The following is a 20,000-nucleotide window of genomic DNA, read 5'->3' as shown; positions in this document are numbered from 1 at the left end:
CTCACCCGTCCGCCGCTAAGCATCAGGAGTGCAAGCACTCCATCCGCTCCGCTCGACTTGCATGTATTAGGCACGCCGCCAGCGTTCGTCCTGAGCCAGGATCAAACTCTCCATAAAAGTAGTTTGACTTGCTCATTTATTGCTGACGAGAACTCGAAGTTCTCTTACGCTTCGTCATTTGTTCAGTTTTCAAGGAACTCATTTGCATTATTGCGACTTCCGCTTTAAAGCGTCAGTGCTTATTTATAATATCAAATCGACATTGTCTTGTCAACATCTTTTTTTCATCGAGATGTTTCATCAAGCTTCGCGTCGAATCGACAAGAAATAATGTACCACATCGGAAGTGCCCGTTGCAACATGTATTATTTGACAAATACACGAGGGAAGGAACGCATTCATTCCCCATTCCTCCCGCTCATGCTGATTGATTGGCTGCCGGCCTATATCAGCCCATCATTGTTCGCTTGCCTGCTTCGCTTCAGACAGCATTCCGTCCTTAATTAAAATGATGCGATCGCATAAATCGAGCACGCGCTCATCGTGCGTGACCATGACGGCCGCCTTGCCCCGGGAGCGAACCTCGGAGGCGAGCATTTCGACGACGGCTCTTCCGCGCGTCGAATCCAGACTCGCTGTCGGCTCGTCGGCCAGGATAACGCCGGGATCGTTCATTAAAGCACGGGCGATTGCGACCCGCTGACGCTCCCCGCCGGAGAGGTTGTCCGGGTAATGATGAAGCCGATGCTCCATCCCGACCTCGTTCAGAAGCTGCACCGCCTTTTGCTCCGCTTCCTTTTTTCCCAGACGTCCGATCTTGCCTATCAGCATCAACTGATCCAGCACCGTCAAATATGGCACGAGATTCGAGGATTGAAACACGAATCCGATATGCTCAAGGCGAACCCGATTCAGACGGCGGGCCGATATATGGGCAATATCGGAGCCGCTGATCAGGATGCGTCCGCTCGTCGGGGTCAGCAGCGCTCCCGATATCGACAGAAATGTGCTTTTCCCCGAGCCGGACGGGCCGACAACGGCGACAAATTCACCCTCATTGACCTGCAGAGACACATTTTTCAAAGCCATTACCGCCGTATCTCCTTCGCCATATTGCTTATTGATGTTTTCCAATATGAGCTTGGCTGTCATTACTCCACCCTCCCTATCGCTTCCATGGCATCGACCTGAGCGATGCGCCGCAACGACAACAAGGCTCCGGCTGCCGAGACGAGCACGAGCAGCCCCGAATACGAGGCCAGAACCCCGCCGCCGAGCTCGAACGGCATGCTTGCCGGCAATATCAGGCTAAGGCCAAAGGTCAACCCAATGCTGATCGCGACGGCGACAACCGCCAGCAGCAGCACTTGGCCGAGAAGATTCCGCGCCAAATACGATGTGCTCGCCCCGATCGCCTTGATGATGCCGTACTGATTTGTTTTTTGCAAGGTCAGGACATAGAAGAAAACAGCTTGCACAAACGCGGCGATGACCACGAGAAAGCCGATCATCATCGTTAATGAGCCCTGCTCTTCCTTGAAGCCGGGGATGCCTGACATTGCCTCCTTCATCGTCGCCGTCTCGATACCGTCGATGTGGGAAGCCAGCGTATCCGGAACCGACGGGTCCCCTATCACCGCAATCGCGTTAAAAGGCGGGGCTGGCCGCCCCAGCGTGTCCATCATCGCATCCATGCTTTTCATATCCATATACACTACAGGCGTATGGCTGAACGTCTGTCCTTCCGCAAAGCCGACGACCTTCATGCTGGCCTTCGTATCTTTGACCGTCAGTGTGTCGCCGAGCTTCACGCCGTCTTTTTGCAGCGACCGGTCAACCACCACTTCATGCGCGTCGTTCACCGCCGGGGATGCTCCTTCCACGATCGGAGGCATCAATATCCCCTTCGTGTCGATGGCGAACAGCGTCACATCGGACTTTCGCTCCGATCCGTCCCGGGTCAGCGTGAGCATCGTCTGCGCCAGCGGCGTCGCTTCTCGCACGCCCTCCTGCTCCGCGACTTGCCCCAACCGCTCTCTCGGCAATGTGGATCGGGACAGCTTGAACTCCGTATCGGACTGGTAGACGAGGAAATCCGCCTTCATCCGCTTGATCGCGGACGCATTATCATCCGAGAGGCCGTTCGCCAGCCCGGATACAATAAACGTTAAGGAAGCAATCATAATCATAATGAATCCGATCAACAAAAACCGGGCTCGGGCATGCTTCAATTCCCGCATCGCTAAAAACATGTGCGTTCCCTCCTTCTCTCTCTGCACGGGGCGGCCAGGAACGCCGTCTTTGCAAGCCCCTGTCCCTCCCGCTGGTGTCAGTATAGAAAACGAAAATGAACTCATCATGAACGGAACGTTACAGAAATGGAAAGTTAGCTGCGCGCAGCCCAAAAAGCCTTGATATGTCCGGATAAATCCGAACCCACCAAGGCTTTTGGATGGAGAAGGCGCTAAAGAAGCACACTACAAACATATATGAAAAGCCGATCCTCCCGGGCGGAAGCAGCCTCGGCAATTATGCCTGCCAACCCGAGTCTAAGGCTGCCAGGTATATACCGGAGTATCGCTTGTTCCGGTCGGTTTCGATGTCGCCGTGAACATGCGGTTCGCCCCGCCCTCCCAAGTGACATGGCCTGCGGCGTCTTTGATGATGAATTTGAACTGGAAGGCCGCCCCGGCCGGCACGCTGACCGGAAGGAACCATTCCGGATAATTCGGATTCATGAACGAATCAAGCGCTTTGTCCGGATTCCAGGCCCCCAGCTCGGCAATATCGCCAACGACATAGACATTCTGTCCCGGCTTCGTCGTCTTATTGACATGGAAAATGACCTGCACTTGTACCCCGCCCAGCACCTGGTACCGGAACGGGTTGCTCGTCTTCCCGTCTTTCGTGACAGTAATCGCGTAATCCCCGGCCCGGACATTCGGCACCACGGCCGCGATCCGGCTATCCTGTGCGGATACAACCGCAGCCTGCTGAGACCCGAATGCAACCGCTGCCGCACCGCTTAAGTCCGAAGTCGCTCATGCTGCGGCTGAAATCGCCAAACGCTTGCCGGTTCGCATTGTAATATTCGAAGTCCAGATTGTTGACGCCTGTCCGATCCGGGAATGTTCGGTATTCCTCATACTTCGGATCAGGCCGGCCGATGAAAAATTCCCCGAAGTGGGTCACCGGTCCGCCCGGGTCGGAATCGATCGCATCCTTGAATCCCTTCACAAACGCCGGGTTCATATGCAGCGTGGCATCATGCCGGAAGCCGTCAACCCCCTTGGCCTTTCAGAACTTCCCCGCCTTCTCCAAATGTTCGATGACGACGCCGTTCTCCTGGGAATAGTCGGCGAGCGAGGCCAATTCCTTATGCCGGTACCCGAATTTGGATGTATCGTTGTCCGGCCCGTTCCCTTCATGATGGAAAAAGCCGTTCGTATCGTTGAGGATGTCGGCAATTTTGTTCTCCACCTGGCCGTCGCCGCCGTAATCGATCGGGTTGCCGTCCGGATCGAACACATACTGGCCGGAGCTGTCGCGATCCGGTTCGTACAGCACGCCGTCGCCGTCATAGAACCGATCCGTCAAAATCTGATAAATCACGTCCTTCGATGTCACCGGGCCTAATGATTGTCCGGACGCCGCGGCGACTGCGGAAAGAGGATAGGCCGCCGTATAACCTGCGATCAGGGCTAGCGCCAATAATACAGAGATTAGCTTCTTCATGAACCGATTCCTTGTCATCACGATGAACACCTCTTCACCTGTAATGGAAAGCTGGCTTTCTCTCCTTGCGGTTCTTTCCAATCTGTCTCTGTCTTATGAAAAGGGAAGTTTCCGCTTATGACCACCCCCGCTTCCCGATTCCCCTGGCATCCAGGAACAATCTTGATTCCATGGTTTCATATCTCATGATTACATAAATCTGTAATTCGTGTAAATGCGTCTTTTCATATAAAAAACCCCTCTTCCTGGATGGAAAAGGGGCTTGCCGTATCGCTTGCGCTGCTGCTATTCTGCAGGCATCGACTCTTGCAAGAGCCGGACCAGCTCATTCTCGTCCGTAATGACGGGGATGCCCAACTGCTCGGCCTTGGCGAGCTTGCTGCCGGCCTTCTCGCCCGCGATGACAAGATCCGTCTTCTTGGACACGCTCCCGGTTACTTTGGCGCCGCACGCTTCCAGCTTCGCCGTGGCTTCTTCCCGCGTCATGAGATGCAGCGTTCCGGTCAAGACGACCGTCTTGCCGTAGAAGAAGGATTCCGTGCTGACCGGCTTCGGCTTCTCGATCGGCTGCGGCCGCACGCCGAATTCGAGCAGGCGCTGGACGCTCATCTTGTTCACTTCATCCTCGAAGAACGAGACGATGCTGTCCGCGACGATATCTCCGACATCCGGAACGGCGATAAGCTCCTCCCGCGTCGCGTTCATGACGCCCTCCAGCGTGCCGAAATGCTCCGCAAGCGCTCGGGTCGTCGTCTTCCCGGTATTCGGGATACCGAGGGCGAACAAAAACGCGGACAGATCGCGCGTCTTGCTCGCTTCGATCGCCTGGAGCAAATTGTTCGCCTTCTTCTCTCCGAACCGGTTCAGGCCGACGAGCTGATCAAACGTCAGCGTGTACAAATCCGACGGATCATGGACGTCCAGCTCATTGTAAATCTGCTCGGCCGTCATAATGCTGAACGTCTCGATGTCCATCGCGTCCCGGGACGCGAAGTGCACGATCCGCCCGACAATCTGCGGCTTGCAGTTCAGCTTGTTGTTGCAGAACAGATGGGCCCCCCGCATCTCCAGCTCCGATCCGCAGGACGGACAGTGCGTCGGGTACGCGATCTCTTCCCCATCCTGCTCCTCCGTCACCTTGCCGAGAATCTCCGGGATGACGTCGTTGGAACGCCGGATAAATACGCGCGAGCCGAGGGCGTATTTCAAGTTTTTGCGCTCGATGTCCCCGATATTGTTCAAGGTGCAGTTCTGGACGGTCACGCCAGCCAGTTCGACGGGCTCGACCCGCGCCACGGGAGTGATCTTCCCGGTGCGGCCGACTTCCCAGTTGACCTCTTCAAGGACGGTCGTCGTCTCCTCCGCCTCGAATTTGAAGGCGATCGCCCAGCGCGGGAATTTGTCGGTATAGCCCAAGACCTCCCGGGTGCGCATATCGGTAATCTTGACGACCGCCCCGTCGATCAGGTAATCGAGCGTTGTGCGCCGTTCCTGGATCTGCTCCAGTTCGGCCTGTACCGCTTCAATCGAATCGAAGTAGGAGATATACGGATTGACCTTGAAATGATTGTCCTTCAAGAACGCCATCATCTCTTGATGAGTCTGGAAGGCCAATTGATCCGCGTAACCGATATTGTAAAAGAACGCGTTCAGCTTCCGCTGCGCCGTCACTTGCGGATTCAGGTTGCGAAGCGCGCCGGCCGCGGCGTTGCGCGCATTTTTGAGCGGCTCGGCGGCGGTCTTGTTGTACGCCTCCAGCACGGACAGATTCATAAGCCCCTCGCCCTGTACCTCTATCGTCCCTTCCTTGTACGGAATGGTCAATGGAATGGAACGGATTGTCTTTACTTGCGGCAGAATCGACTCGCCGACGGTGCCGTTGCCCCGTGTCGCCGCCTGAACCAGCTTGCCGTCCGTATACGTCAGGTTGAGCGTCAACCCGTCGTATTTCAACTCGACGACATAAGTCGGATTCGGCAGCGGCTCCCGATCCGGATTTTTGGCGTTGTAATCCTGAATCAGGCGCAGCACCCGCTGATGCCAGGTGTACAGATCGTCTGCCGACTGGGCCTTGTCCAGACTCCACAGCCGCGCCAGATGGCGGTGCGGCGCGAAGCCCTTCAGCAGCTCCCCGCCCACGCGCTGGGTCGGCGAATCGGGGTGGACGATCCCTGTTTCTTTTTCCAGGGCGACCAATTCGTCATACAGGGCATCATATTCCTTGTCGCTGATCACCGGATTGTCGAGCGTATAGTAATGGTAATTGTACCGGTTCAATTCCGCCACGAGTTGTTCCATTCGAGATTGTGCGTTCGTCACGGAGGTACTCCTTTCTATCTCCTATTCATTTATGAGGTGGTTATGAAAACAGGTTCGAGCCGGGCAAGCGCCCGCTGTCACGTTATACTTTGGTTACCGGAGCGAATGCGGCCAGCAGGCGCTTGACGCCGACCGGAGCCGGGAAAGCAATCTGCAGTTCCATATCCGTGCCCGTTCCTTTGACGGATACGATGACGCCGGTGCCCCACTTCGCATGCGCGACCTTATCCCCGGCCTGGTAGGATGAATCGCCGTTCTGCTTCGCCTTGTCGAATGCAGAGGTCACGGTCACCCCGCCCGGCTTGGAGGAAGCCGCTGACGTGCGCTGGCCGGCCGCAGCGCCTGTACGGCTCCCGAAGCCGCCTGTGGATGCGCCGCCGTTGGCCCCGCCGCTGTAGCCGAGTCCGCGTCCGCCGTAGGAAGCCGCGGAATTGCTGCGGCCGTAGCGGTCGAAGCGCTCGTAGCGCGCGCCCGCCGGCGATACCTCCTCCTTCAGCTCGTCCGGAATCTCCCGCAGGAACCGGGACGGCGGATTCGCATTTGTCCGGCCGAACAGCGTGCGCGACCGGGCGCAGGTCAAGTAAAGCTGCTCCTCGGCCCGCGTAATGCCGACATATGCCAAACGCCGCTCCTCTTCAAGCTCCTCGTTGTCGCTGAAGGCCCGGCTGTGCGGGAAGACGCCTTCCTCCATCCCGATGATGAAGACATACGGGAACTCGAGCCCCTTGGCGCTGTGCATCGTCATCAGTATGACCGCATCGTCCTGCTCCTCCGGGGCGTCGTTCATCGAGTCGATGTCCGCGATCAGCGCCAGGTCGGTCAAGAAGGCGACGAGCGACTTGTCTTCATTCCGCTGCTCGAACTCCTGGGTGACCGACAAGAACTCGTCGATGTTTTCGAGACGCGCTTTCGATTCCAGAGTATTTTCGCGCTGCAGCTCAAGCCGGTATTGGGACAGCTCCAGCATCTTCTCGGTCAGTTCCGTCACCGATAAATAGTCCACCATCCGGTTCAGGCTGTCGATCATCGCATAGAACTCGCGCAGCGCGCCCTTCGTCTTCGCCGCGATGTCGAGCCCGTCCATATCGTCGAGCACCTTCATCATCGACGTTCCCCGCTCGGCCGCCGCTTCCGCCAGCTTGGCCATCGTCGTCGCGCCGATGCCTCGCTTCGGCACGTTAATAACGCGCTCCAGGCTGATATCGTCGTCCGGGTTCGAGATAAGGCGAAGGTAGCCGAGGATGTCCTTGATCTCTTTGCGATCGTAGAACTTAATGCCGCCGACGATCTGATACGGAATATCGGATTTTATCAAAATTTCCTCGATTACCCGGGACTGCGCGTTGGTACGGTATAAAATGGCATGTTTGCTGTAGGATTTCCCGTTCGCTTTGTTCTTATTGATCTCGCCGGTGACAAAGTAGCCTTCGTCATGCTCCGAATCAGCCTGGTAGACCTTGATCAACTGCCCTTCCCCTTGATCGGTCCACAGCTTTTTCGGCTTGCGGCCGGTATTCTGGTTAATAACATTGTTCGCGGCATTCAATATATTCGCCGTCGAACGGTAATTCTGCTCGAGGTAGATGACCGTCGCTTCCGGATAGTCCTCCTCGAAGTTCAAAATATTCGTAATGTCGGCGCCGCGCCAGCGGTAAATCGACTGGTCGCTGTCCCCCACGACACAAATATTATGATGCTTGTCCGCCAGCATGCGGCACAGCATGTATTGCGCCCGGTTCGTATCCTGGTACTCGTCGACATGGATATATTTGAATTTATTCTGATAAAAATCGAGCACTTCCGGCTCTTCCTTGAACAGCTCGATCGTCGTCATGATGAGATCGTCGAAATCAAGCGCGTTGTTGCTCTTGAGCCGCTGCTGGTACTTCGTATAGACCTTCGCCACCACGACCTGGAAGTAGTCGCCGATGTTCTGCTCGAACCGCTTCGGCGTAAGCAGCTCGTTCTTCGCGCCGCTGATGGCGGCCTGGACAGCGCGGGGTTCGAATTTTTTGGTATCGAGGTTCAAGTCCTTCATGCAGCCCCGGATGACTGAGAGCTGGTCCGTCGAGTCCAGGATGGTGAAGTTCGACGTGAAACCAATCCGCTCGATGTCCCGGCGCAAAATGCGCACGCACATGGAGTGGAACGTCGATACCCAGATGTCGCGGCCTTCCGCGCCGACGAGCTTCGCGACCCGCTCCTGCATCTCGCGGGCCGCCTTGTTCGTGAACGTAATCGCCAGAATGGCCCAAGGAGGAGCCTTGCGCTGCGAGATGAGATAGGCGATGCGGTGCGTCAGCACGCGCGTCTTGCCGGACCCGGCGCCGGCCATAATGAGCAGCGGCCCCTCCATCGTCTCGACGGCGCGGCGCTGCTCCGGATTCAGTCTCGCTATCGATTCATGGAGATCCACTCCGGCGCGGGACGATTCTAGAAATTCAAACATGAGGAAGTGCTCCTTTCATCCTTACTGTCTAACCGCCTGCTAGGGGCGCTAGCGTTAGCGGCCGGATGTCGGTGCCCCTAAGCACCGGCTGTGTATGCTGTCATATCCTTACATGATGTCATCGATAATGCGCGTTGAGAGGAAGGCGTCTCGCCTTATGGGACAAGCCGGACAGCCTCGACCGTCCGCAGCGCGGCTTCCACGTCGTCGTACACGATGTTGCCGACCACGACCGTATCCGCCGCTTCCGCCGCCTCACGGGCCTGCTCCTCCGTGCGAATGCCGCCCCCGTAGAATAGTTGGGCGTGGCTTAAGCTTTTTCGAACATGATGAACCAATTCCATATCGCCATACGTGCCGCTGTACTCGACATAGACGACCGGCAGCCGCATCAGCTTGTCCGCCACCTGCGCATATGCTCCCGCTTCCGCCGATGTCAGTCCGGTCTCCGCTTCCGTCAGCTTGGCCGCGGTCGCCTCGGGATTCAGTATAATGTAGCCTTCCGGGATGAGCAGCTCCCACGGAATCAGATAGCCGTACTGCTGAATCGCACGCTGATGCTGGCCGACAATCCAGTCGGTATTCGGCGTGTTCAGCACCATCGGGATCAAATACGCATCGAACCCGGGCACGACGGAATCCAGATTCGACACCTCCAGCGCGGCCGGCAGCTCATAGCGCCGAATGCGCGACATCAGCTCCACCGTATTCTCGAACGTCACGCCGCTCGATCCGCCCACCACGATGGCGTCCGTTCCGGACAGGCAGATGCGGTCCAGATCCTCGTCGCTGATCTCTTTGTCGGGGTCTAATTTGAACACGTGTCGCCACGCTTCAATTGAAATTACAGGGGTATGCACGATGTTGTCCTCCAAGCTTCGAATAAACTGCTCTTCCTAGTGTATCAAATTCAGTCTACGAATGCAGTCAGGAGGTGTCAATGAGCAGAGATGCGGCACAGCAGAATGTATGTTCTTATTGTTCTATTGTAATCAAAATGAGGGGGGAAGTCACGGGGAAGTTGAAGGGAGGGAGCGGTCGTGTCTGGGCACGTGCGGGACAGGACTTTGGGGACTGGTTGTGCAATGTTATGAGACTTACCCGAACCAGATTTCGTACACGATGCTAATGATGATTATCCATAGCGCCACCCCTAGCAGCAGCGCAATGACCCAGCCGCGGCCGGTTGCCAGATGATCGGTGTCGTTGCTCTTGTCCCGATGGTTCATATCGTCCACTCCTCCATATCTTACGTATATCCTCATTGTGGACGGAAGTTGCCAGCGGATATACTCGGAGCAGAAAAACTCGCCTCCTGCAGATTAGTCCGGTATGGAGGCGAGATTAATATTGTATATGAATACTTGTCACGTGACGCTCAGCAACTCGCGAATATCCTCTTCTGTCAAGGCGGACAAGGCGCTTCCTTCCGCATCGATCACTTCGTCAATCAGATCGCGCTTGCGCTGCTGCAACTCTAATATTTTCTCTTCAATCGTTCCTTCGGCCACCAGACGGATCACTTGAACGACTCGCTTCTGCCCCATGCGGTGGGCTCGTCCGATCGCTTGTTCCTCCACGGCGGGGTTCCACCATAGATCATAGAGGATGACCGTGTCCGCGCCGGTCAGGTTCAACCCGGAACCTCCCGCCTTCAGCGAGATCAGGAACAGCTCCGCTTCCCCCGCATTATAACGCTGGCACATGTCCACGCGCTCTTGGGCCGGGGTCTGTCCATCCAGGTAGAAGAGAGTCCTTCCGGCGGACTCCAGCTGTTCCCGAATCAATTGAAGCATACTGGAATACTGGGAAAAGATAAGCACTCTGCGGCCGGATGCGGTCAATTCCTCGACTTGCTCCAGCAAATGCTGCAGCTTGCCTGAAGGACCGGTGTAACCTTCCACGAATAACGCGGGATGACAGCATAGTTGGCGCAGGCGGGTAATGCCCGCTAATATTTTCATTCGGCTCTTCTGGAAGCCTTCCGTCTTCAGATCTTGTTCTGTCGTGTGCTGCAGCTTGGCCAGATAGGCCGCGTACAGCTTTTTCTGCTCCGTCGCCAGCTCCGGGTACTGCACCGATTCAATCTTGTCGGGCAGTTCGGTCAAGACATCCTTCTTCAGGCGGCGCAAAATAAACGGGCGGACGATACGGGCAACCCGATCTGCCGGAAGCTCACGGAACGCCTTCTGGTTCGTGAACAAGCCAGGGAAGACCGCATTGAAAATCGACCACAGTTCGTCCAGCGAATTCTCGATCGGCGTGCCTGTAAGCGCGAAGCGCCGTGCCGCGTTAATCTCGGATACCGCATGGGCCGTCTGAGACGAAGCGTTCTTGATCGCTTGCGCCTCGTCGAGAATCAGGGTGTGGAACGGCTGCTCCGCATAGAACTCGATATCCCTTCGGAGCAGGGGATAGGAGGTCACGACAACATCCGCCTCCTTCATCTCCCCCCATAGCGCGGCACGTTCTTTCTTCTGCCCTGCAACCACGAGCACCCGCAGTTGAGGGGCGAACCGGGCACATTCATGCGCCCAATTGTAGGTTAACGAAGAAGGCGACACGATGAGAACGGGCAGCTTCTCTTCTGCCTGTTCCTGTTCCCGTTCCGACAGGATATAAGCGATGCTCTGCACCGTTTTGCCAAGGCCCATATCGTCGGCCAGGATGCCGCCGAATCGGTAGGATGCAAGCATTTTGAGCCATTGATAGCCTTGTGCCTGATAATCTCGCAGCTGAGCCTGAAGCCCATTCGGCAGCTCATAATCGAGTTCCTCCAGGTCGTTGAACCGCTTCACGAATTGACGCAAATCACGGCCAAATCGAATGTTTCCGGATACGGCTGCACGCTCCGGCAGCTGCAACGCTCGTACAGCGGGAAGCTGGATGCGGCTGCCGCGAAGGTCGGCTGCACCTATCCCAAGGCTATCCATCATGTCAGCGAAGCCTTGATACTCCTCCTCTTCCAGCGACAGGAAGGAGCCGTCGCGCAGCCGGAAATATTTCTTCTTCTCCACAATGCTCCGCATAATGTGCAGCAGCTCGCGCTCCTCGATCTGCTCCAGTTCGAATGATATCTCCAACCAATTCATATCCGCTGCCAGATCGGCGCGCACCTTCGACCGAATTTTACGATTTCGAACAGTATTCTGCAGCGTCTGCGACAGATAGATCTCGGCTCCCTCTTCCTTTTCCAGTTCCGGCAGCAAATGATACAGCACTTCATACTGCTCATCCTCCGTCTCGCACAGCCACCGCTGCCCGTCATGCCGCAATCCGGCCGCCTCAAGCCGATGCAGGAGCTTCCCTTCGCGGGCGGCATCGCGAATCAGAATGCAGTCTTGCTCCGACGGGGCATCCTGTCGTTCCTCAAGCGGCTGTATTTCGATATCCCCGTACCTGAACAGTACCCGGGCGGTCAAGATGCCGTCAGCAAAATCCACATACAGTTGAATCAGCAGCTCCGGTTCCCGGATCCGTTCACGAAGCGGCTTGGCGATGTTCACCTGTCCCAGTTCGCGCAGCGGCGGCAGCACATGCTGGACGAAGCCGTTCAACTGCTCCTCCGACATGTCCAGCTTGCCGTTCGACTGAGTCACAGACATATGAGTCAACAGATCGTTAAGCTTGTGGATCTCTTGCGGATCAAGCGGGTACAACATACCGTTCATCATCGCGCAACGATAAGACGGCAATACCGTTACCTTCGCCAGATCCCCTGCGTCTAACTGATAGTTCGCCCCCGTCTTCCGGGTAATATGGAACTGGAGAGGAAGCTTGCCCTCCCCAAGTACCATCCGGGTTCCTGATGCCCCCAATCCTTCCAGTCTCGCATCGACATCCGGCAGCAGCCGCAGCATGTCCCCCCATTGTCTCGGATCAACAAACATGTCTTTCCGATCCGTCACAGGCAAATACCCTGCCAAATCGGAATAATACTCCCGATAGGCTTCATCATTATGCTTCATCTGAATAAGCAGATCCAGCATCGCCCGATCATGCTCTCCGATCTCGTGCCGCGCCGGATCATAAGTGAACAGCGCCGTGAACGGATGCGGCTTGGCCTGCTCTACACTTTGCAGGAAGGACTTCACCTTCTGGACGACATACAGCCGCTTCACGCCGGTCCGCAATTCGATCATCACGCTGGGATTTTTGAAAAATCGGTTGCTCACGACACGGAACGTGTATTCAAACTTCAACCGCTCTAGGCCCTGTCCTGTATTAGAGCTGTGGAGCGCACTCTCCCCCATGCCGGTAGCCTGGTTCATCTTGTAATGAGCAATGAGATCGCCGGCGGCCCGATACTTCGCCGTTTCTTTATCCGCCATCGTCATCATCGTAGCTCGGTTGTCAGCGGGGCGATGCGTGTTGAGCCAGGCCGGCGCCGTGCTTTGGCTTCCTTCAACGTAAAGACTTTCTCTCCCGCTCTCCAAATCATGGATCGCGATAAGCACGGCTGCAATATGCTTGCAATCATTATCATAGGAATAGAAGGCGGGACAATCGCAATAGGTGCTGATCTCCCCGTCAGGCCATATCTCAACCTCAATCGAGTAGCTATTGCTTCCCTTCACGCGCGCAGTATAGCTGCATCCATCTGCAGACTTCTTTAAACGGGACACCTTGCCCAAGCGGTAATAATCATGTCCGCGCTTATAGGAAGCGGCCCCGCATAATGATCTCACATCTGCTAACGTAAATGCCGGCATTGCGTTCTCCCCCCGTTCTATCTTGCCCTTCCATCAACATCAATTCGGCCATCATCATATCCATATCCAATATCAAGGAACGACAACCGCCCTCACTCCGATGGATTCAAGCCAAACCTGCACCCGTTCCCGGTTGGATTCTTCCACGAAAGAATGATACCGTTCCAACTCGACTTTATTCTCGGCCAATGCGTTTTTGAACCTGCGGAATACTTTGCGCTCCGCCCTCAGGGCCCGTTCCAGCTTCACCCGAAGCTTCCTGCTCGATACCGATAAGGCGAATTCACACATGAGTTCATGCCTTTCGTTAAAGTCGGGATGCGGAACGCGGAAATAAATCTCATTCAACCCTTCAGCAATTTCTAACCTAAGCTCCTCGTCTTCCTCCCGGGGATCATCATCCGATAACATCGCGATTTCTCCTGTCTCCACATTCAGGAAGCAGGACACCTCGTACCTATGATAACCGTAAACCGCCACAAGTTCATCCCACTGCCGCTGCGTCATTCGCATTTCAATGATAGGTATCGGGCCTGCCTCTTCGAAAGAAATGATATTATTCCGCTTGCGCGTCTCCTCCAGCTCCGCCTCATGTTCTTCCCATGTGATGCCGTAAGGCGCCCCGCCGTCGGTGTATCCGACGATGAAGTAAAAGTTCTCATCTTGATCAAATGGCAACGGCTCGTATTCGGCCCATTTGGCGCCGCGTTTTTTTCTGGGTTTGTGTTTGCTGCGCGATTTCTTCCGTGACATATCTTTTCTTTCTCCTCTAGGCTGCATAACCACATTCATTGATCTCCAAATCGTTACTCGAGCCCCAAAAAATGGTCCTTCTATCCTCAGATAAAAAGACCTTTTCTACCAAGTTTACTATATTTGCACACTTACATCACTACCCATATTTTGGATACCCGGTTCAGTATGCATTTTTATTAACGAATCCGTTCCAAATCGTCTTCCAAATGATTTTAATATCGAATAATAAAGACCAATTCTCAATGTAGAAAATATCATAACGGATGCGTTCCTCGATCGACGTGTCGCCGCGCAGGCCGTTGCTCTGCGCCCACCCGGTAATGCCGGGACGGACATGATGCTTGACCATATACTTCGGAATCTCTTCCTTGAATTGCTCCACGAAGAAAGGCCGTTCCGGACGCGGACCGACGACACTCATATGGCCCAGCAGCACATTAAAAAATTGCGGCAGCTCATCGAGACTCGTCTTGCGCAGAAAGCTGCCGAACTTCGTCTTCCGCGGATCATTCTCCGTCGTCCACACCGTATCCGATACGGCGTCCGAGCTCACCTTCATCGAGCGGAACTTGTACATGTGGAAGGTGCGGCGGTTCAGCCCCACCCTCTCCTGCTTGAACAGAATCGGCCCCGGCGAAGTCAGCTTAATGCCCAAGGCGATAAGCAGCATAACCGGCGAAGCAATGAGAATCGCGATCAGCGAGAACACGATATCGAAGCCGCGCTTGAACACCCGGTTGCGAAGCACATCTAGCGGAATATCGCGAACATTGATCATCGGCATACCGGCAAAGTTGTCGAAGTATGGCCGCGCCGGCAGATAATCGAAGAAGTCCGGTATGATGAGCGTCCGTACCCCCGCCTTTTCACAAGCCGCGATAATGTCCGGGAACTTGTGATGCGCATCCAGCGGAAGCGCGATGATGACTTCGTCCACGAGCTTATCGTTGAGCAACTGATCCAGGTCGTTGAGGGTGCCGAGGATGGGCTTATATCGCTTTTTCTCCAGGGCATCCCACTCTGCCTGATCGTCCAAGAAGCCAATAACCTCATACCCCATATCCGGATGATTTCGCAAATTTTCATAAAACCGCTTGCCTAAAGAGCCCGCTCCCAAAATAACGATATATTGCTTATTGTATCCCTTCTGCCGCAAGGAACGCAGCATCACCTTGACCGTATATCGATAAATAACGGTTCCTATCGTGGCCGCCGTAATAAAGATGGCCAAAAATTCACGGGAGATGTGAACCTGCTTGAAAAAGAACAACAGCCCAAGCAATATAAATAAACTGATAGCATGCGTTTGGATAATGCGGAGAAGCTGATCAGCGAAGCGCTTTTTCCGATGAAAATGATACAATGAAGACATCGCGCCGACCAGAAGCACGATCACCGCATAGATCCCGCCCCAAGCGACATATGTAGAGTAGGGAAGCGCGCTGTCGTTTTCCAGCCATCCGCTTATAAACTTTATCCACCAGGCCATCCCAAACGCTAACGCGATGATCAGGACGTCGAATATCATATACAACTTCGACAGAAAACTTTGATTTTTGCGGAGCATATGCAACCCTCTTTTTCCTAGACCTAGCCCCATTATACTAGGATTCGGCAATAAGGTTAAGACGATATATCCTTTTTGTTGGAATAGGCTGGCTTCGACGGACGTAGAGACGCTCCTGCCCGGGCCAATACATTCATGAGCATCGCGAGCCCCAGCTTTGCCCCTATCCCGGCATACATGAGCGCAGTCACCCAGAACGGATATTTTTTCTTAAAATGCTTATTGTAAAGCACGTAAATCGCCCTATGAAATTCATACGTAATCTTATACGGTTTATTCCGGCTGCTGGCCCGTTTGTAATGAATGATCTGGGTCTTCGGGTAGTAATAATTCACCCATCCCGCCTGCTTGATCCGGTAGCACCAGTCGACATCTTCCCCATACATAAAGAATTGCTCGTCCAGCATGCCGACCTGATCGATCGCTTCGCGCCTTACCATCATAAAAGCCCCGATCAAACAATCGATTGGATAAGCCTCATCGGGGTTCAAATCTTCGCGATGATACGCATTGATTCTCGGATTCTTCGGGAACAGCTTCGATAAGCGGGACACATAGAAGAACGTGGCCGCCGGCGTAGGGAACCCCCTGCGGCATGCCTTATCCAGTGACCCGTCCGGAAGCACAACTTTGCAGCCCGATGCTCCGACTTCTGGATGTTCATCCATGAACCGAATCATCACATCGAGCGTATCCGGTTGGATCGCCGTATCGGAATTTAGAAGCAGAACATACCGGCCTTTAGCTATTTGCATCCCTTGATTGTTAGCCTTGGAGAAGCCAAGGTTTTGTTCGTTCGCGATAAGCTCGACTTGCGGACATTGCTGACGGAAGACTTGTACCGAATCGTCGCGGGAAGCGTTGTCGATCAGGATGACTTCATACTGAAAGTCCGTTACCGATTGGTAGACGGACTCTATGCAGTTCAGCGTGAGCTGTTTGGTGTTATAGTTGACGATGATGATGGATAAATCAATCATTTTAGAATGTCCCCTCTAATCATCATAAGGCGAAAAACCAGATTATCCAACTTGGATTGCCGGTAAAGCGGCGTCGTCAATGCATAACGGGTTCGTCGTGCCAGGGACCGGCCTGACAGGAGAAAGTGCTGCAACCCCTCTCTCAAATCTCTTGGTAACAAATCTCCCCAGCAACGTTCAAACTCTTTTGCTTGAGTCCAATAGATTTTGGCCTCACAATGTTTCTGATAGTTTTTCCATTTTTTTTTAAACGTTTCTATAAGACCACTTTGCCCACCAACTACGTTTCTTTGATGCTGACGATAGTAGATACTTGGTTTCTCATCATAAATAACTTTCCCAAATGCAGACATAACCAAGTAGGCCCACCAATCGTGCATAATGATATGCCCCGAGTGAGGCACGTGGCGCTGCATCATCCCTAGGGCCGGGCGATTTATCATCATCGTAGCCCCAACTGCTATGTTCTCTATCAATGCATTAAAAAAAGATGGTCCTTTCCGTGGAGCTGGAGGCCAATAGTTAAGCGGCTGCAACATGTCGTTCACCATTTGTGTTGAGGTTATATGCATCATGGGCATATCGCTCGTATCCCCGCCTAACGCATGTATACCCCTCTCTAATTTATCCGGCATCCATACATCATCCTGATCGCAGAAGCATACATAGTCTGTATCCTTATGAACATGATTGGTAAGAAGGTTAAAAAAACTAGCAATGACTCCTACGTTTTTTTCATAAAACGCCTCTATTTTATGGGGATAGTGAGAGACATATTCGCGAATAATTGCTGTTGTACGGTCAGATGAACCGTCATCACGTATGGTAATGAAGAAATGGGAGTGAGTCTGCTGCAATAGACTATCAAGCTGCTCCGCCAAATACTTTTCCCCGTTATAAGTAGAAACAAGAATCTGAACTTTGCCCCGCTGCTCTCCCATACTCATTCACTTCCATCTCAATGTTGATGTAAAAAATCACGCAGCGCTTCCCGCCAGTGCCGAATCGGCGTAAAGCCATTCACTCGAATGGCCATTGGCTCCAAAGCTGAATAACGAGGCCGAGGAGCCGGGCGCGGGAATTGCTCCGTCGTACATGGGTCAACCTGGACTGCCATCTTGGCTTCTTCAAAAATAGCTTCGGCAAATTCATACCAGGTGCATATTCCCGTATTCGATGCATGATAGATGCCGTACTTTTCAGTCGCAATCAGTTCTTCCAAAAAGAACGACAAATCACATGTGTATGTCGGCGAGCCCCATTGGTCATTAACGACTTGTAAGGAATCGCGTTCAGCACCCAGCTTTAACATCGTTTTGACAAAATTACTGCCTGAAGCTCCATACACCCAGGACGTTCTGACAATAAACCAACGGGAACTTAAGGACTGAACCAATTGTTCCCCCGCTCGCTTCGATTTTCCGTACACGGTTAATGGGTTGGTATTGTCATATTCATAATAGGGGCTTGAGCTATTGCCGTCAAATACGTAGTCTGTACTAATATAACAAACTTTGGCTTTCACATGCTCTGCTGCTCCAGCAATATTTCTTGTTCCGATGGCGTTCACCAGATAGGCATTATCTTGATCCGTTTCTGCATGGTCGACCGCGGTATACGCTGCACAATGAATGATCGCCTCTGGCTGCAATTCAGTAATAATGTCTCGACATCGCTTCTCGTCCGTAATATCTAATTCCGATCTTCCCATACCTATTACACAATGTCCTTTTTCAGCAAAAAGGCGGACTACGTCCGCCCCTAACTGCCCATTAGCGCCTGTTACGAGTATTTTCATCCCTTACTCCCCCAGCCGTACCCCGTATTGTTTTTCATAATAGGTTTGGTATGCTCCGGACTGTATTCTCTCCCACCATGTTCGGTTATTTAAATACCAGTCAATCGTTTCTTTAATCCCTGTCTCAAAGGTATGCTTCGGCTTCCATCCTAGTTCCGTCATGATCTTGGTCGCGTCAATTCCATAGCGGCGGTCATGACCGAGCCGGTCTTCCACATACTTGATCAACGAATCCGGCTTTCCGAGTTGCTCGAGAATGGTTCGAACAATGTGAATGTTCGTCCGTTCATTATTCCCGCCTATATTGTACACTTCCCCATCGCGGCCTTTATGAATAACCAAGTCAATGGCACTGCAATGGTCCTCGACATATAGCCAATCTCGGACATTAAGTCCATCTCCGTAAATTGGGAGCTGTTTATCATTCAGAGCATTGGCAATCATTAACGGGATAAGTTTCTCAGGGAATTGATAGGGCCCATAGTTATTCGAACAACGCGTGATATTCACAGGGAGACCAAAAGTCTCATGGTAAGCTCGTACCAGCAAATCTCCCCCGGCTTTGCTAGCAGAATAAGGACTGTTTGGGGCCAATGGTGTTGTTTCAGAAAACAGCCCCGTTTCCCCAAGGGAACCGTAAACCTCATCCGTCGATACTTGAACGAATTTTGTGACACCGTGCTTTTTGGCAGCATCAAGAAGTACTTGTGTTCCTAATACATTTGTCTTCACAAATATTTCAGGGTCAAGAATACTCCGATCGACGTGGGACTCCGCCGCAAAGTTGACAACCACGTCTACACCTTCGCCAAACAACTTCTCCATCGCTTGAGAATCTGCAATATCTGCTTTAACGAAGCAATAATTTGGGTTGTCTTGAATTTCGCACAAGTTCTCAAGATTACCTGCGTAGGTTAATGCGTCAACGTTTACTATTTTGTAGTCCGGGTATTTGTTCAGCATATAAATAACAAAGTTACTTCCGATGAATCCTGCTCCACCGGTTATAAGTAAGTTCATATTTTTTTCTCCTTAGAAAAGATTCTATTTAGTCAGTCCTAATTAGTTTAACTAACTATTGTCTTTAAAAATCTATTTGTTAACTTGATGTTCTTTTTTATTCTCATATTCGTTCTTCTCATTCTTCATTTTGTCAATTTCATATGAAAGTAAGCCCACAGTCCTGATTAAATCATTAACTTTGTAAGTTAAGAGAGAGGTTTTTCCATACTGCCTAAACAATAAAATTACCAGAACTACTGTAGAAATCAAAAAAAGGGTTGCTGGCGGGTATTTAATACCAATGATATTAGATATTACGTCTAAAAGTCCGGTGAATTAGTGCAGTTGTAGCCGTCTGATGGACATGCAAAACGAGTAAAACAACTCAGCCAGCGCTGAAATGAGTAGGCGTGACAACGCCTCTGTCATCACGGATTTCGTTTTTTGGCATGCCGACATGCCAGTTCGAGATCGCTTTTTCCCAAACCGGCATAGTCTTTTCAGATTTTGAACGATCGCCGTCAGTAGCGCCTGTTCTTGCATGCAGTCGAGTCCGCGGCTCCGTGCACGATCCATGCCATGCGCAACTTTGCTTTCAGCAAACACATGCTCACAGCGGGTTCGTAACTTTTGCAGATGACGGTAAGAACCCGTTAGCTGAATCCGTTTAGCTCTGTTTCGG

At 52.9% G+C, this 20,000-nt stretch carries 17 protein-coding genes, 1 rRNA gene and 1 pseudogene (1 of these 19 running past the window's edge); all 19 read right to left on the bottom strand.

Annotation, left to right across the window (positions count from 1 at the left end):
• A 16S ribosomal RNA gene (locus ABD76_RS01210) occupies positions 1-117 on the bottom strand; it reaches 1,434 nt to the left of the window's first position.
• 339 nt (positions 118-456) lie between these two features.
• A complete protein-coding gene (locus ABD76_RS01205; protein WP_197253617.1) occupies positions 457-1,152 on the bottom strand; it encodes an ABC transporter ATP-binding protein in 696 nt (231 codons plus the stop codon).
• On the bottom strand, positions 1,152-2,252 hold the full coding sequence (locus ABD76_RS01200) for an ABC transporter permease (RefSeq protein WP_197253615.1): 1,101 nt from the start codon (positions 2,250-2,252) through the stop codon (positions 1,152-1,154). Before ABD76_RS01200 ends, ABD76_RS01205 begins: the two co-directional genes overlap by 1 nt.
• 297 nt (positions 2,253-2,549) lie before the next feature.
• A complete protein-coding gene (locus tag ABD76_RS01195; RefSeq protein ID WP_338124997.1) occupies positions 2,550-2,870 on the bottom strand; it encodes a CBM20 domain-containing protein in 321 nt (106 codons plus the stop codon).
• 94 nt (positions 2,871-2,964) lie between these two features.
• Entirely contained in the window at positions 2,965-3,252 is a 288-nt protein-coding gene (locus ABD76_RS01190) for a hypothetical protein (protein WP_197253611.1), read from the bottom strand.
• 45 nt (positions 3,253-3,297) lie between these two features.
• On the bottom strand, positions 3,298-3,756 hold the full coding sequence (locus ABD76_RS01185; RefSeq protein WP_197253608.1) for an alpha-amylase family protein: 459 nt from the start codon (positions 3,754-3,756) through the stop codon (positions 3,298-3,300).
• Positions 3,757-4,020: 264 nt separating this feature from the next.
• A complete protein-coding gene (ligA, locus tag ABD76_RS01180) occupies positions 4,021-6,033 on the bottom strand; it encodes an NAD-dependent DNA ligase LigA (protein ID WP_197253622.1) in 2,013 nt (670 codons plus the stop codon).
• 103 nt (positions 6,034-6,136) lie between these two features.
• Positions 6,137-8,503: a DNA helicase PcrA gene (gene pcrA, locus ABD76_RS01175; RefSeq protein ID WP_197253606.1), complete on the bottom strand. Its 2,367-nt coding sequence runs from the start codon at positions 8,501-8,503 to the stop codon at positions 6,137-6,139.
• A gap of 155 nt (positions 8,504-8,658) precedes the next feature.
• A complete protein-coding gene (pcrB, locus tag ABD76_RS01170) occupies positions 8,659-9,378 on the bottom strand; it encodes a heptaprenylglyceryl phosphate synthase (RefSeq protein ID WP_197253604.1) in 720 nt (239 codons plus the stop codon).
• Positions 9,379-9,600: 222 nt separating this feature from the next.
• On the bottom strand, positions 9,601-9,732 hold the full coding sequence (locus ABD76_RS30110; protein ID WP_275100740.1) for a hypothetical protein: 132 nt from the start codon (positions 9,730-9,732) through the stop codon (positions 9,601-9,603).
• Positions 9,733-9,870: 138 nt separating this feature from the next.
• A complete protein-coding gene (locus tag ABD76_RS01165; protein WP_197253602.1) occupies positions 9,871-13,215 on the bottom strand; it encodes a DEAD/DEAH box helicase in 3,345 nt (1,114 codons plus the stop codon).
• A gap of 72 nt (positions 13,216-13,287) precedes the next feature.
• Positions 13,288-13,968: a UPF0158 family protein gene (locus ABD76_RS01160; RefSeq protein WP_197253600.1), complete on the bottom strand. Its 681-nt coding sequence runs from the start codon at positions 13,966-13,968 to the stop codon at positions 13,288-13,290.
• A 163-nt stretch (positions 13,969-14,131) separates the two neighbouring features.
• Positions 14,132-15,538, bottom strand: coding sequence for an undecaprenyl-phosphate glucose phosphotransferase (locus ABD76_RS01155; RefSeq protein ID WP_197253598.1), 1,407 nt, complete (start codon positions 15,536-15,538; stop codon positions 14,132-14,134).
• A 56-nt stretch (positions 15,539-15,594) separates the two neighbouring features.
• On the bottom strand, positions 15,595-16,518 hold the full coding sequence (locus tag ABD76_RS01150) for a glycosyltransferase family 2 protein (protein ID WP_197253589.1): 924 nt from the start codon (positions 16,516-16,518) through the stop codon (positions 15,595-15,597).
• Positions 16,515-17,465: a glycosyltransferase family 2 protein gene (locus ABD76_RS01145; RefSeq protein WP_242069288.1), complete on the bottom strand. Its 951-nt coding sequence runs from the start codon at positions 17,463-17,465 to the stop codon at positions 16,515-16,517. Before ABD76_RS01145 ends, ABD76_RS01150 begins: the two co-directional genes overlap by 4 nt.
• 11 nt (positions 17,466-17,476) lie before the next feature.
• Positions 17,477-18,316 carry a dTDP-4-dehydrorhamnose reductase gene (gene rfbD / locus ABD76_RS01140; protein ID WP_197253587.1) on the bottom strand — a complete coding sequence of 280 codons (840 nt, stop codon included), beginning with the start codon at positions 18,314-18,316 and terminating at the stop codon, positions 17,477-17,479.
• Positions 18,317-18,319: 3 nt separating this feature from the next.
• Complete coding sequence (gene rfbB / locus ABD76_RS01135; RefSeq protein WP_197253585.1) at positions 18,320-19,336, bottom strand: dTDP-glucose 4,6-dehydratase; 1,017 nt, start codon at positions 19,334-19,336, stop codon at positions 18,320-18,322.
• Positions 19,337-19,408: 72 nt separating this feature from the next.
• Positions 19,409-19,639, bottom strand: a pseudogene (locus ABD76_RS30795) (DUF2304 domain-containing protein); the annotation flags it as partial.
• 15 nt (positions 19,640-19,654) lie between these two features.
• Positions 19,655-20,000 (bottom strand): transposase (locus ABD76_RS01125; protein WP_197253583.1); only part of this gene is annotated, 346 nt, incomplete at its 5' end.

Source organism: Paenibacillus dendritiformis (genome assembly GCF_015845845.1).
GTDB classification, from domain to species: Bacteria; Bacillota; Bacilli; order Paenibacillales; family Paenibacillaceae; genus Paenibacillus_B; species Paenibacillus_B dendritiformis_C.
The sequence above is the reverse complement of the archived record's forward strand: the minus strand, read 5'-3'. Positions and strand labels throughout refer to the sequence as shown.